The sequence below is a fragment of the Paramixta manurensis genome (assembly GCF_013285385.1).
GTDB lineage: Bacteria > Pseudomonadota > Gammaproteobacteria > Enterobacterales > Enterobacteriaceae > Paramixta > Paramixta manurensis.
Map to the genome: position 1 here is coordinate 4,581,131 of NZ_CP054212.1, position 13,469 is coordinate 4,594,599.

Consider the following 13,469-nt stretch of genomic DNA (forward strand, 5'->3'; position numbering starts at 1 on the left):
CCCAGCCTGGCAACATTTCGGGAATGAAAATGGCACCCTCAAAGCTTGTTTTACTGCGCCATGGCGAAAGCGTATGGAACCTGGAAAACCGCTTTACCGGCTGGACCGACGTACCGTTGACCGAAAAGGGCCAGCGGGAAGCCGACAAAGCAGGCATTCTACTCAGAGAGGCCGGGTTATTGCCCGACTGTGTGAGTACTTCGCTGTTGGTTCGCTGTATTCATACCGTATGGCGAGTGCTGGATCAGCTTGATCGTAGTTGGTTGCCGGTGGATACAACCTGGCGGCTTAATGAACGCCATTATGGCGCGCTGCAAGGGCTTAACAAAGAGGAAACCGCCCGTCTAATGGGGGAGGATATCGTCAATCAATGGAGAAAAAGCTTTCGGGGCATTCCCCCTGCCGATCCGGAGTCACCGGCTCGTCTTCATCAGGATGCGCGTTATCGGAATGTTGCGCTGCGTGATTTACCCTCGACAGAAAGCCTGGAGATGACTATTCGTCGCGTGCTTCCCTGGTGGCGGCACGTAGTGGTGCCGCAACTTCAGAGTGGCAAAACCGTACTGATTGTTGCGCATCGTAATTCACTGCGCGCATTGATCATGTTTTTAAACGGGATGGATGAAGAAGCGGTCTCTCACCTTCATGTACCGACGGGAGTGCCGATGGTATATGAAATGGAACAGGGAGGCTGGCGCCCATGTCGGGAGCCTCTGGCGTAAGCCGGAGGCTTTTTTCTTGCCATCCGATGATGACTAAACGGAGACGCCGCACAACTTTTTCATGATCAGGTTAATGTCGCTAATTTGCTCCAGCGTCCAGCACTGTTCTACCAACGCATTGGCTTGATTTGGCTCCAACTGATGACCGATAGCATCCAGTAACTTACCGCTTAATTTCTCATCGCTTAATGGCATGGAAGCGGTGCCCTGATTACGCTCCACTTCATAGTGCGAAACGGTATTATCCGACCAGTGTAGCGTTAGGCGACAACCGCGTTTATCGATCTGATTATCGGATTGAATATTTACCAATGAACAGAGACGCGTAATGATCGGATCATTAATCGTATCCTGTTCAAAATCGCCTAGCCCCAACCCGCCGCGCGTCAACGCCACCGCAATACAGTAAGGCGTGCTAAACCGGGCTTCTGAACCGGTTAATGGGTGTGCCAATGCGGTTACTGCCGCTGAGAAAGGGTGCATACGAATTTCAATACGCGTAATGGTACGTTCCGCACTGACATCCGCCGCTGCCGCCGTCGCCGCTTCAATCGCCGCGTGCGTTAGCGAGGCGGTGGGATACAGCTTGTTGCCGTTTTCTGGCAAATGCCAATGCTGATTCAGCCCCTCGGTTAATAGCGCCATATTGGGATCCAGACTTACCGCTCGCAGCAGGCCGCGTTGGCCCTCAATGGCGGTGTCGGTTGAGGTAAAACCCGCTTCAGCCAGTAATGCGGAGAGCACGCCATCCATGGCTGCTTTTGCCGGATGTAGCGCTTTAGTGTCACTGCCGTACACTTCGCGAATGCCAGCCGCTTGGGTTGCACTACATCCCAGCGCGTGGGTCGTTTCTTGTACCGAAAGCTTTAGCGCGTTAGCTGCCGCAGCGGCAGCGGCGACATGCCCCATGGTGCCGGTTACATGCCAGGCGCTTTGATAATGGCTTGGCCCGGCAGCGCGCGCTACCCGCGCACCGGTTTCAAATCCGGCAACGTAAGCGGTTAACACCTCTTTACCGGTCAACTGGCGCAGTTGACCGATCGCCATAATCGCGGGCCACAAACAAGAACTAAGGTGAATAGTGGTTTCAATCGGATTGAAGACGTCATCGTAATCAAGCAGGTGTGACGCATACGCATTACCTAATGCAGCATAGGGCGCTGACGTGGCAATATTCGTCCCCACCAAGGTGGCGGCACCTTCTTGGCCCAGTGCGGCCAAGACCTTTTGCACTTTCCTGGCACCCGGCTGGCTGGCACCAGCCAATGCCGCCGCGCTCCAGTCTACCAATGCCCGCTTACCATAATGGATCACCTCAGGAGGCAGGTCCTCCCAGCAGAGCGATGACGCAAAGTGACCGAGTTGGCTCGTTTTTGTAACCTCAGAAATGACTTCAGCCATTTAGTTTTTCTCCTTCAGCAAGGTGACCAATTGTTTTATATCGGTGGTGTAAGACGACATTTTTTGCTTTAGCGCATCGCCGGTAACGTATTGCGTCCGATCCCCTTCTTCCGCCATATACTTTTCCCACTCAGGCGACTTAACCAGCTTGCTAAAGATGTTCTGATACCAGGCGATAGTTTCCGGTTTCACGCCAGGAGGTGCGGCGATACCGCGGAATTGCAACTCATCCGGGACGCCATTCATCGGTACGCCCTGTTCAATCAGCGTTGATACGTTGGGGAATTTTTTATTGCGGTCGCTACTCAGTACGCCAATAATCTTCAACTGTCCGGCGGCAACTTGCTCGGAAAAGTCATTTTGCGCACCGATCATCATTTGCGCATCGCCACGCAACAGGGCGGTAATACGCGGGCCGCCGTCGGCGAAAGAGAGGTATTTCCAACTGGTGCCGGTATTTTTCTGAATCTGTAACGCGGCAAGGTTATCAACGGATTGGTAGGCACCTCCTACCTGTACTAACTGGCCCGGATGCTTTTTAGCATCGGCGATAAAGTCCGCGAAAGTGTTGTAGGGCGACTTCGCCGGTACCGCCACCAACTGCTGTTCGTCCGCCAACATGGCGATCACCGTCAGCTTATCAACAGTCGTGGCGGCTTTGTTGCCAGCGGTAAATCCGGTCGAAACCCACTTGGAGGTAAATGCAGAGATGTAATTGGGGTCGTTGGCGTGCTCGTTAAGAAAGTTCATTGCCGCCAAACCACCTCCCTGTGGTTTAGATAACACCGGCCAGTTTTGATCAAGCACGTGCGCCTGCTGAGCGATTTTGACAATTTCACGGGCGAAGAGATCGCTACCGCCGCCCGGGCCGGTATCAACTACCATCTGCACATTATTAGGAATGGCGGCATTTTCCTGCTTATCGCAGGCCACGAGCGAAAAGGCCAAGAAGGCGATGCTGCTCATCAGGGCCAGCGGCCGTAATGTTTTGCTTTTCATCATTGCTCCCGATGTAACGGTTATTTTCGGTTTTAAGCGAGGTATCGGCGATTAATACGCCGACATGGCCCGACGACGATGTTTCGTGCGGCTATAAACCGCAAAGGCGATCAACAATAAAATGGCGGCCACAATGCCGGCTGAAATCGGGCGTTCAATGAAAATAGAGAGCCGGTTATTGGACAGCATTAATGACTGACGAATAGAGCTTTCTGCTTCCGGGCCAAGAACAAAGGCCATCAGCATCGGCGCGGCGGGTATTTCAAGCCGGCGCATCATGTAACCAAAGGCGCTGAATCCCATCAGTAACCACACATCAAAGATTGAGCCGCGCACGCTGTACGCACCGACTACCGCCAGTAGCAAAATGATGGGATAAAGCAGCCAGTAAGGAATACGCAGAATTTGCACCCATACCGGGATCATCGGCAGGTTTAATACCAACAGAACGATGGTACCCAAGTAGAGGCTGGCGATGACCGGCCAGACAATTTCCGGATGGCTGGTAAACAGCAGAGGGCCAGGTTGAATACCGTACAGCAATAGCGCGGCTAGCATTACGGTGGTACTGGCGCTGCCGGGAAGCCCCAAGCTGAGCAGCGGTATCATGGTGCCGCCAGATTCAGAGTTGTTGGCGGCTTCCGGTCCTGCGACGCCTTCAATTGCACCGGTACCAAATTTTTCCGGATGTTTGGAGGTATTTTTCACCAAGGCATAAGAAACAAATGATGCGATGGTGGAGCCGCCGCCGGGAAGCGCGCCGATGAAAAAGCCAACTATTGAACCGAGTAAAATTGCTAAGCGTGAACGCCGGAGATCATCCCAGGTCGGTAGATAATCACGGAAGCGTTTTGGCGTATCCATCGGTTTCGCTTCTTTCATTTTTTTACCGGTATTGATAAGTACTTCACTGATAGCAAACAGGCCAAGCGTCAAAATCAGGAATTCAATGCCGTCATACAGGTTGATACTGCCGAAGGTGAACCTTTCGCTGCCGGTAAAAATATCAACGCCGACACAGGCAACCAGCAGGCCGAACAACATAGAAATCAGCCCTTTAATCGGTGATTTTCCCGCCATGGAGACAACCAGTAGCAGACCAAACACCATTAACATGGCAAATTCAGGCGGCCCGAAATCGATAGCGATTTTCGCCGCCAGCGGCGCGGCGAAGGTGAGACCGATAACGCCGATAGTGCTGGCAATAAAGCCAGAGATAGCCGACATACCCATGGCGGCGCCGGCGCGTCCCTGTTTCGCCAGTTCGTGTCCGTCATAACAGAGCACGACTGAAGAGGTTTCGGTCGGAATATTTAACAAAATTGCGGTGGTCGCACCGGCAAACTTTGCACCGTGGTAGATGCCAGCCATCATAATCAGGCCAGTGGCGGGCGGCAGGCGTAACGTTAGTGGTAACAAAATCGCAAGAGTCGCCGCCGGGTTGCCGAGGCCGGGTAAGATACCAATTAGCGTGCCAAGAACGGCGCCAGCGATTATCCACATGAGGTTCATCAGGGTCAGCGCCCCTTCGAAGCCATCCATTAGGTTGTAGAGTACGGACATGATGATTTCTCTCTTTTATTTGTCTTTGCTATCAAATACCTAATATGCCGGTATGAAACATACCGACAGGTAGGGCGATGCCCAGTAACCGAACGAAGAGGAAATAGAGCACGATGGGCGTGACGATAAGTGCGACCCAAGACGTCAGGCCGCGACGCTTTTCTACGCCGAGCAGAAGCCAGGCCATCAACACGGCGCCGGTCACGACAAAGCCGAATACAGGAAGTAGTGGAACGGCAACCAGATAACCGGCGAAAACCGCGATAGTTTTGCGGGGAATATAGGGCGCATTGGTTTCACGCGGGCCAAGTTTCCCGTGCGTGGTGTGTTCATGCGGTGAAACAGAACCTATCGCCCGGACCTCGGGTCCGCCAGGTCGAAAACCCTGGATGGCTAGCACCGCACCCAAAATAATTAATCCGGTAGAGACGATCAGCGGCAAGAAGCCGGGGCCGGGGACCTGATTAGCGTAAAAGGGCAGTTGCCAGGCGATAATAAATGCCGCCGCGCCGACAATAGCCACGACAATGCCGAGTATCACATCTGTGCGTCGCATTTCTGTTACCCGTATAGCAGACATAATTTCTCCAATGCAGACATTCGTTTCGCTGAGGTATAAAAAATAATCAGAGGGGTGTCAAGAAACCATCAAACAAAATTGCGCGTGATGTGACCGGCTTGTCTTTTCCACGAAAAAAAAGTGACTATTCGCGTGAATAAGCTAGCTGTGTCGTTAAGGTCAGCAGAGGAGAAATCCATCACGCCGAAAGGTAGGGGCTGGCGTGATGGTGAGGCTTACGATGCCACGGTTTAGAAACAGAGAAATGAAGTTTGATCGCACTTTCCGTTAGACAGACAGATCGCGAAATTGCTGACGTATCTCTTTCAGTGCTTTTACCAAATTGATCTGCAGCTCTGGCAACAGACGGGTTACCGGCACTGCGACGGCAATAGAAGCTACAGGCCGATCCGCCGCGTTAACTAAGGCGATAGCGACCGAGCCGACGCCTTCTTCACTCTCTTCATAATTGGTGGCATAGCCCTGATGACGTACATCGTCCAGCGCGTTTTCCAGTGCGGCGAAGGATTTTATCGATCGGGTGGTTTTTATGGTTAACGCTTCATCGGCATACAGCGCGCGGACTTGTTCAGGCGAGAACTCGCCGAGTAAAGCTTTGCCCGCCGAGGTGCAATGCGCGGGTAAAACCTGCCCGGTGCGGGCAATCACGCGTAGAGTGCGATCGCTCTCGACTGAGTCAAGATAGCGAACCTGGCTGCCTTCGAGCGTAACCAGGTGTACGGTTTCGCCAAAGCGCGTCGCCAGGGTTTCGAGGAAGGGTCTGGCCTGTGTTCGGACGTCCATTTTCTGTACCACCGCCAGACCAATATCAACCAGCATTGGGCCGGGGCGGTAAGCGCGGGTCGCGTCCTGACGAACAAACCCGCGATGGATGAGCATCGCCAGTAGGCGATGAGCAGTGGAATGTGCGACACCAAGGTAATTGCATGCATCGGTCAGGCGCATACTTTGCTGCTCTCTAAACAACAGGAGTAGCCGCAATGCATTATCGACCGATGAAATGGGATAACTTGGGGAACCGCCTTCACTGGCTTTATTTTCTTCACTCACGGATAGTCTCTCCTGTTTAATTCCTTATAGCAGACAATATTGACAATATTTATCGAGATTGTCCACATAGGGGTAAATTTTATCTTGACTTGAATGAAAACTGATAACACTATCGAAACTGTTCTCTGTGAGGACACACTTTCTTTAAGTTAGACATCACATAAACGAGAGGAGAAATGGGATGCGTATTCGTCACATTGGTGTTGTTACCAAAGATCTCGAACGAGCAGCCACGTTTTATGAGAAAGTCTTCGGTTTTAAACGCTTGGGCCCGGTACGTACCCCTGGACACTATCCGGGGAAAGCGATTGATATGAGCGATGGAGAGGTGAACTACTCCTTGCTCTGCCCGGATGAGCGTGTGGAGATGGTGCCCTGGCAGCAAGGGACACTGGGTACGAACCACGTTGGAATCGAAACCGATAATATTACCGGTGTTATTGAAGCGCTTAAAGAGTACGACATTGAAATCTACGGTGAAGATAAGCAACAGGTGCCTCCCCGTTTTTTCAAGTTTCTGGATCTGGACGGTGCTGAAATCGATGTAGCTACCATAGATCGTAGCTGGAAATTCTGAGTTCGCCGGATGGCAGACACGCCCAGGCGGGAGGGGGAGTATGCGATCGATTGAATCCAGGCATCGCCGCTCTTATCCTGCCTGGTTGCGCGTTATGGCAGTGTTTGCGCGCATTGGATGTACGGCTTTTGGCGGCGGCAGCGCTACCGTAGCCTCAATGCGCCAGGCCTGTCTGCGCCATCACTGGATGAATGAACAACAATTTGTTTCTACGCTGGTACTTTCGCGCCTGACACCGGGGATTAGCATCCTGGCGCAATCTTTACTTATTGGACGCGCTTCAGCCGGCGTGCCGGGTATGTTTGCCGCTCTGACGGGTTTGCTGACGCCTGCGTTGGCGATTACGTTCGCGCTGACGTGGCTTTATCAGACCATTCATAATCAGCCTGGCGTTGCGGGTCCTCTGCATGCTGTTGTCGCCACTGCCGCCGGGTTTACCGTGGCGTTAACGTTGCAACTAATGCGTGATGTTTTTCGCGGCCAGCGAATTGTCGTGGTATCGCTGGTGCTTATTTTTTACATCGCGTTGGCTTTTTGGGTAAACAATCCTCTCATTGTTATGGGCAGCGCCATTATTACCGCACTCCTTTTCCCTTCACTGTTTGAACCTGCCGCGCCTAAGCCAACATCTGTCGAACCCCGTAATAATAAAGCCGAGGAGCCATGACATTAACGCACCTTTTCTTGGTTATTTTTATGGCGAGCCTTCTGAGTTTCGGCGGCCTGAGTTCACTTCCTATCTTACGCGGACAATTACAAAATGCCGGTTTACCCGCCGATGTTCTGCTACTGAACGCGTTGGCGATTGGTAACATTGCGCCTGGCCCTAATGGGCTCTATCTGGTGGTTATGGGGTATTTTATCGGTGGGATCAAAGGGGCTTGTATATCGGTTGTTGCGCTGATCGCGCCGCCTTTTCTGATTATCGTTCTGGAACGTATTCGCAGCCGTCTGTTACATCTACGCCGTTTTCGCGCGGTGATGTTCTCTTTGAGCCTGGCGGTCGTTGCGGTGTTGGTTCCCTCCAGCGCTTCGCTCGTCAGCCATGCGGCAACGGATGTCCTCGGCATGATAATGGCAGCGACGGGCACACTATTATTATTGGTGCGGCTACCGTCGCTGGTGGGTATTGCTTTGGCAATCGTGGTCGGTTGCCTGGTTACCTAACAACCGACCTGTTTCACTTTGCGGTTTAGTGAATATTTTTATCCAACCAGCTTTGGATAAATTGAGCGGCCTGCAAATTATTCTCTTCCAGCATAATAAAGTGCCCATTCCCTTTTATCCCGGCATCAGGCAGGCGGATAAAATCATTTTTAACCCCTGCCTGTGTGAGATATTTCGAGGTGCAGTGATCAAATGGAACATGATATGACGATGCGCTGCCGACCATTAAAATCGGCACCTGCGCCAGATTAACCAGCTGATGCGCCGGTGTAGCTTGTAGCCAGCAACGGGTAACGTCCGCACTATCGGCTTTCGATTGTAACGTCGGTTTCAGCGCCTCAGGATCGGTGAGGGCCGGGCTGTAGGTTAAAGGGGTTTGCGTAATACCGTACGGACGCACCACCTTCTTGCCATATTTAAACCAGTCCGGCGCGCCGACATCTTTAAGGTTGTAAAACGGCGGGCCGCTGGATTCGACGGCAACTAACGCTTTCACACCTTTTGGTCGATCATTCGCAATTCCCCAGCCGATCGGGCCGGATTGCGAATGGGTCAACATGATTATCGGCCCAATCTTATCAATTAACTTGTCGACCGCTGAGCGATTAAGCGTTTCATTCTGTTGGAGATTCGTCATGTCTTCGACCTGGGCGGCAAAAAATTGGTCGAAAGTTTTATCACCCGGCTTACCCATCCCTGGCCATTGAGTATGTTGCTTCGCCTGCGGGTAGAGATTTTTATCTTGTTGACGAGAAAACCAGCTCATTGAGTACTCGGTACTGGGTTTACGCGTCGGGCCATAACTGTCCGGGTAGTAACCGGAACGGCCTCGCCCAACCTGGTCGACGACGTAGACCGCGTAGCCCTGGCTGAGAAACCAGGTCGCCCATCCTTCGCGTCCATCGGGCGTTTCGTAATAACCGGCTCCGGTTTGGCCGCCACCGTGAATTAAGACAATTGGCCATCGGTGGGTTTGTTTTGCCGGGATCTGATACTGAACGTACATTTGTCCCGCCATTCGCTGCCCATTATCGGTTGGCGTATAACTGCCCTCAACGTAAAAATTTCCCTGGCTTTGTATGGTTATCGGCCCTTTTTGTAGGGTAACGCGTTCGCTGCCCGGCGTCTGGGCCAGCGCGTTTGCCAACGGCAATCCACAGAAAAAAGCGGTAGTACAGAGAAAACCTAACGTATTTCGACCTTTCATTATTACTTACCTTGTTGGTGAGTAGATTTCCTTGCCGAATGGAAAGTCACCCCAACCACAGTCGAACAGGGGAAATAATCCCAGGCAAGCGCCCGGATTACGACACTGCCGGTCATAATCGGTAGATGGTCCTTTAGAGTTATTTCTTTATTAAGGACATCATTTCTACATATAAGATAGTGCTTATCGAGCGTCAATCCGATGGGTAGGCTAATTGTCGATAATGTGAGCTGGTGATGCCTTTTGTATAAAAGACATGCTGTCTTTATGAGGGAAATAACAAGAATGGAGAGACCTCAAGAGAGGAAGATCAACGACCAGTAGGGAGAGGGTGATTGTCTGGCGAGCGGTGAGGTGGCCCGACACCGGGCCACCGGGATAAAGACTTATTCGGCGCCAATTGATGATGAGACGCGCCACCGATCAACATTGCCTTCTTGTGCGTAACGATCGATTTCTTTTAACTCAGCATCGCTAAAACTGAGGTTGTTCAATGCATCCAGTGAGTTATCCAATTGCGCTACCGTGCGTGCGCCAATGAGGGCGGAGGAAACACGCGGATCGCGCAATGCCCAGGCAATGGCCATTTGCGCCAGCGTTTGTCCCCGGCGTTGTGCAATATCGTTCAGCGCACGAATACGCTGTAGGTTTTCCTCGCTGAGCATGCCTTCGTCCAGCGAACCGCCACGCGATGCGCGCGCATCCTGTGGAATCCCTTTCAGGTATTTCTCTGTCAGCATGCCTTGTGCCAGCGGCGAAAAGGCAATGCAACCGGCGCCAATTTCCTCCAGCGTATCCAGCAAGCCGTGCTCGATGGTGCGGTTTAGCATGGAGTAATTGGGTTGATGGATAAATAACGGCACGCCTTCATGGCGTAAAATCTCTGCCGCCTGGCGGGTAAGGGCCGGAGAGTAGGAAGAGATTCCCACATAGAGGGCTTTCCCCTGCCGATGGAGCTGGACGAGCGCACCGATAGTCTCCTCCAGCGGCGTATTCGGATCGACGCGGTGCGAATAAAAAATATCGACATAATCCAGTTTCATGCGGCGCAAACTCTGCTCACAACTGGCGATCAGATGCTTACGCGTGCCGGTTGGGCCACCGTAGGGGCCGGGCCACATTGGCCAGCCAGCTTTCGTGGAGATCACCAGTTCATCGCGATAGGGGGCGAAGTCTTGCGCCAGCCAGCGACCAAAGTTCTCCTCCGCTGAGCCCGGCGGCGGGCCGTAGTTATTGGCGAGGTCAAAATGGGTCACGCCGCGATCAAAAGCACGCCGCAAAATCAGGCGACCGGTCTCAAAATTGTCAACGCCGCCGAAATTTTGCCACAGACCAAGCGATATGGCGGGTAATACCATGCCGCTTTGCCCGACGCGACGCCAGGACATCGAACCTTCATAACGGGATGGATTAGCTAAGTAATTCATACTTTGATGGATCTCCCTGAAGTGTGGTTGACTAACGGTTACCATAACGAATGTGGCGATTAAAGAACATGGTCTTTTGCCTGCCATCATTCCGGGGATGATAGCTGTTCCATTTTGGCGGCGCTGTCGCCAGCTGCGTCATTCGGTGTGGCCTGATAAAAAAATGAGACTGAAAAAACAGGATAGTTATGGATACCTCGATTGTTACCCCTTCCGGGTCTGAACAAGAAATGGCGCGCCGCGCGGCTTGGGGAAGTTTTGCCGGCGCGGTGGTCGATTGGTATGACTTTTTATTGTATGGCATTACTGCTGCGCTGGTGTTTAATCACGCCTTCTTTCCACAAATCAGTCCGGCAATGGGCACGTTAGTGGCGTTTGCGACCTTTGGCGTCGGCTTTTTATTTCGCCCTTTAGGTGGCATTGTTTTTGGGCATTTTGGCGATCGGCTCGGGCGCAAAAAAATGTTGATGCTTACCGTGTGGATGATGGGTTTAGCCACCGCCGCGATCGGTTTGCTGCCCGGCTACGCGACGCTTGGCTGGGGCGCGCCGGTATTATTGGTGATCTTGCGTGCTATTCAGGGGTTTGCGGTCGGTGGCGAATGGGGCGGTGCGGCATTGCTGGCGGTAGAAAATGCGCCTGCCGGTAAAAAGGCGTTTTATAGCAGTGGCGTTCAGGTGGGCTACGGCGTTGGGCTATTACTGGCTACCGGGTTGGTGTCGCTGATTAGCCACTTTTCCACGGAGGCGGATTTTTTAAGTTGGGGCTGGCGGTTGCCCTTCTTATTTAGCTTGGTGCTGGTGGCGATAGCCTGGCGTATTCGGGCCGGAATGGCGGAATCGCCAGCCTTTTTGGCGCAGCAAGAATCCACGGAGAAAAAAGAGACGTTACCGGTTATTGAGGCGTTACGTCGCCATCCTGGCGCGTTCTTACTGATTATCGCGCTTAGGTTATGCGAGCTGTTGACCATGTATATCGTAACCACCTTCGCCCTCAATTATTCCACCTCAACGCTGGGATTATCGCGTGAGTTGTTTCTGAATATTGGGTTATTGGTGGGGGCGGTTAGTTGCCTGACTATTCCCTGTTTCGCGTTGCTGGCCGATCGCTTTGGACGCCGCCGCGTCTATATTACCGGCGCACTGCTTGGCGCGATCAGCGCTTTTCCGTTTTTTCTGGCGATGGAATCACACGCTACGCTGGCAATTGTTTTCTTTTCGCTGATGCTAGCCAATGTTGCCCACGATATGGTGGTTTGCGTGCAGCAGCCAATGTTTACCGAGCTGTTTGGTACCCGTTATCGCTATAGCGGCGCGGGCGTTGGGTATCAGGTGGCAAGTGTGGTTGGCGGCGGGTTCACTCCCTTTATTGCCGCCGCGCTGGTGAGTTTTTCCGGCGGTAGTTGGCACAGTGTGGCTATCTATCTCACCGCCGGTTGTCTTATCTCTGCTTTTTCTGCATTGTGGGTTAATCCCTTACATTCTGCGGACTCGGCGCCTCGGTAACCGTTACGGTTACCGAACCGTTCTCATTTCGTTGTCACAAAACTGTCATAGTTTGTACATTTAGCTGTCATCAAACTGTCCTATTTTCCCTCCTGCAGCAATCCAGATTCTTACTAAAACGGCATACAGCCTGACTTTTACTCCCCTGGAGGGAATATGACACTGATGCGTAGCACCGTTGCCCGAATCGTCGCAGCAACCCTTTCTATTAGCGCGGTTTCTGCGTTTGCAGCTACCGATCTGACGGGCGCTGGCGGTACATTCCCGGCCCCGGTTTATGCCAAGTGGGCAGCAGAATATCAGCAAGCGACCGGTAGCAAGGTTAACTACCAAGGCATTGGCTCTTCCGGCGGCGTGAAGCAAATTATTGCTAAAACCGTAGATTTTGGCGCCTCGGATGCCCCGTTGTCTGATGATGATTTGCAGAAAAATGGTCTGTTCCAGTTCCCAACGGTTATTGGCGGCGTGGTTCTGGCCGTTAACCTGCCGGGTATTCAATCCGGTCAGTTAACCCTGGATGGTCAAACGGTTGGCGATATTTATCTGGGCAAAATTAAAAAATGGAATGACCCGGCAATCGCCAAACTTAACCCGGGCGTCAAATTGCCTGCCATCAATATTGCTGTCGTGCGTCGTGCAGACGGTTCCGGTACCTCATTCGTCTTCACCAGCTATCTGTCTAAAGTGAATAGCGACTGGAGTAGCAAAATTGGTAAAGGCAACACCGTTAACTGGCCAACAGGCTTAGGCGGCAAAGGTAATGATGGCGTAGCCGCTTTCGTTCAACGTTTACCGGGTTCTATTGGTTACGTGGAATATGCCTACGCCAAACAGAACAAACTGGCTTACACCAAGCTGGTGGATGCGGACGGTGAATCGGTTAGCCCAACGGAAGAAACCTTTAGTAATGCCGCGAAAGGCGCTGACTGGAGTAAATCTTTCGCCCAGGATCTGACTTATCAAAAAGGTGCCGATGCCTGGCCAATCACTTCTACCACCTTCATCCTGGTCTACAAAAATCAGACCAACGCACAGAAGGGCGCGGAAGTGCTGAAGTTCTTTGATTGGGCGTACAAAGGCGGCGCTAAAACCGCTACCGACTTAGATTACGCCACTTTGCCAGCCGCGGTTACCGAGCAGGTACGTAGCGCATGGACCGCAAATGTGAAAGACGGTTCCGGTAAACCGCTGTACCCGTAAATCGCGGTGTATTGACGCGGTAGCAGCCACTATTGCTGCTCCGCGTGACTCCTCGGGGCTGCTTGGCGCGG

At 52.5% G+C, this 13,469-nt stretch carries 13 protein-coding genes; 6 read left to right on the top strand and 7 right to left on the bottom strand.

What is annotated here, in order from left to right; translation table 11 throughout:
• The first annotated feature begins 29 nt into the window (after window positions 1–29).
• Window positions 30–722, top strand: a complete 693-nt coding sequence (locus PMPD1_RS21960; protein WP_173636033.1) for a 2,3-bisphosphoglycerate-dependent phosphoglycerate mutase — start codon at window positions 30–32, stop codon at window positions 720–722.
• 33 nt (window positions 723–755) lie between these two features.
• Here the strand turns inward: PMPD1_RS21960 and PMPD1_RS21965 are convergent, their stop codons facing one another.
• The 5 genes from PMPD1_RS21965 to PMPD1_RS21985 all read right to left on the bottom strand — a co-directional run bounded on the left by PMPD1_RS21965 (window position 756) and on the right by PMPD1_RS21985 (window position 6,315).
• Window positions 756–2,123, bottom strand: a complete 1,368-nt coding sequence (locus tag PMPD1_RS21965) for an MmgE/PrpD family protein (RefSeq protein ID WP_173636034.1) — start codon at window positions 2,121–2,123, stop codon at window positions 756–758.
• Window positions 2,124–3,125, bottom strand: a complete 1,002-nt coding sequence (locus tag PMPD1_RS21970; protein ID WP_173636035.1) for a tripartite tricarboxylate transporter substrate binding protein — start codon at window positions 3,123–3,125, stop codon at window positions 2,124–2,126.
• 48 nt (window positions 3,126–3,173) lie between these two features.
• The gene (locus tag PMPD1_RS21975) at window positions 3,174–4,685 is read right to left on the bottom strand and encodes a tripartite tricarboxylate transporter permease (RefSeq protein WP_173636036.1); all 1,512 of its coding nucleotides are present in this window, start codon (window positions 4,683–4,685) and stop codon (window positions 3,174–3,176) included.
• Window positions 4,686–4,716: 31 nt separating this feature from the next.
• The gene (locus PMPD1_RS21980) at window positions 4,717–5,241 is read right to left on the bottom strand and encodes a tripartite tricarboxylate transporter TctB family protein (RefSeq protein ID WP_173636037.1); all 525 of its coding nucleotides are present in this window, start codon (window positions 5,239–5,241) and stop codon (window positions 4,717–4,719) included.
• A gap of 291 nt (window positions 5,242–5,532) precedes the next feature.
• Window positions 5,533–6,315, bottom strand: a complete 783-nt coding sequence (locus PMPD1_RS21985) for an IclR family transcriptional regulator (RefSeq protein ID WP_354292717.1) — start codon at window positions 6,313–6,315, stop codon at window positions 5,533–5,535.
• A 181-nt stretch (window positions 6,316–6,496) separates the two neighbouring features.
• On the opposite strand from PMPD1_RS21985, the gene PMPD1_RS21990 reads away from it, so the two are divergent.
• The 3 genes from PMPD1_RS21990 to PMPD1_RS22000 are packed head-to-tail and all read left to right on the top strand — an operon-like array spanning window position 6,497 to window position 8,059.
• Window positions 6,497–6,892 (top strand): VOC family protein, encoded by a 396-nt coding sequence (locus PMPD1_RS21990; RefSeq protein ID WP_173636038.1) that lies wholly within the window; start codon window positions 6,497–6,499, stop codon window positions 6,890–6,892.
• Window positions 6,893–6,932: 40 nt separating this feature from the next.
• Window positions 6,933–7,559, top strand: a complete 627-nt coding sequence (locus PMPD1_RS21995) for a chromate transporter (RefSeq protein WP_173636039.1) — start codon at window positions 6,933–6,935, stop codon at window positions 7,557–7,559.
• Entirely contained in the window at window positions 7,556–8,059 is a 504-nt protein-coding gene (locus PMPD1_RS22000; protein WP_173636040.1) for a chromate transporter, read from the top strand. Before PMPD1_RS21995 ends, PMPD1_RS22000 begins: the two co-directional genes overlap by 4 nt.
• A gap of 25 nt (window positions 8,060–8,084) precedes the next feature.
• Here PMPD1_RS22000 and PMPD1_RS22005 read toward each other — a convergent pair whose 3' ends face one another.
• Window positions 8,085–9,266, bottom strand: coding sequence for an alpha/beta hydrolase (locus tag PMPD1_RS22005; protein ID WP_173636041.1), 1,182 nt, complete (start codon window positions 9,264–9,266; stop codon window positions 8,085–8,087).
• 386 nt (window positions 9,267–9,652) lie between these two features.
• Window positions 9,653–10,693: an L-glyceraldehyde 3-phosphate reductase gene (gene mgrA / locus PMPD1_RS22010; protein WP_173636042.1), complete on the bottom strand. Its 1,041-nt coding sequence runs from the start codon at window positions 10,691–10,693 to the stop codon at window positions 9,653–9,655.
• A gap of 188 nt (window positions 10,694–10,881) precedes the next feature.
• Between mgrA and shiA the strand changes: the two genes are divergently transcribed.
• Window positions 10,882–12,198 carry a shikimate transporter gene (gene shiA / locus PMPD1_RS22015; RefSeq protein WP_173636043.1) on the top strand — a complete coding sequence of 439 codons (1,317 nt, stop codon included), beginning with the start codon at window positions 10,882–10,884 and terminating at the stop codon, window positions 12,196–12,198.
• Window positions 12,199–12,354: 156 nt separating this feature from the next.
• Window positions 12,355–13,398: a phosphate ABC transporter substrate-binding protein PstS gene (pstS, locus tag PMPD1_RS22020; protein ID WP_173636044.1), complete on the top strand. Its 1,044-nt coding sequence runs from the start codon at window positions 12,355–12,357 to the stop codon at window positions 13,396–13,398.
• Window positions 13,399–13,469: the final 71 nt, after the last annotated feature.

Coding starts and splice junctions, on each gene's coding strand:
- PMPD1_RS21975 (WP_173636036.1), bottom strand. CDS start 4,685: ATGTCCGTACTCTACAACCTAATGGATGGCTTCGAAGGGGCGCTGACC.
- mgrA (WP_173636042.1), bottom strand. CDS start 10,693: ATGAATTACTTAGCTAATCCATCCCGTTATGAAGGTTCGATGTCCTGG.
- PMPD1_RS21965 (WP_173636034.1), bottom strand. CDS start 2,123: ATGGCTGAAGTCATTTCTGAGGTTACAAAAACGAGCCAACTCGGTCAC.
- pstS (WP_173636044.1), top strand. CDS start 12,355: ATGACACTGATGCGTAGCACCGTTGCCCGAATCGTCGCAGCAACCCTT.
- PMPD1_RS21995 (WP_173636039.1), top strand. CDS start 6,933: ATGCGATCGATTGAATCCAGGCATCGCCGCTCTTATCCTGCCTGGTTG.
- shiA (WP_173636043.1), top strand. CDS start 10,882: ATGGATACCTCGATTGTTACCCCTTCCGGGTCTGAACAAGAAATGGCG.
- PMPD1_RS22005 (WP_173636041.1), bottom strand. CDS start 9,266: ATGAAAGGTCGAAATACGTTAGGTTTTCTCTGTACTACCGCTTTTTTC.
- PMPD1_RS21970 (WP_173636035.1), bottom strand. CDS start 3,125: ATGATGAAAAGCAAAACATTACGGCCGCTGGCCCTGATGAGCAGCATC.
- PMPD1_RS21960 (WP_173636033.1), top strand. CDS start 30: ATGGCACCCTCAAAGCTTGTTTTACTGCGCCATGGCGAAAGCGTATGG.
- PMPD1_RS21980 (WP_173636037.1), bottom strand. CDS start 5,241: ATGCGACGCACAGATGTGATACTCGGCATTGTCGTGGCTATTGTCGGC.
- PMPD1_RS22000 (WP_173636040.1), top strand. CDS start 7,556: ATGACATTAACGCACCTTTTCTTGGTTATTTTTATGGCGAGCCTTCTG.
- PMPD1_RS21990 (WP_173636038.1), top strand. CDS start 6,497: ATGCGTATTCGTCACATTGGTGTTGTTACCAAAGATCTCGAACGAGCA.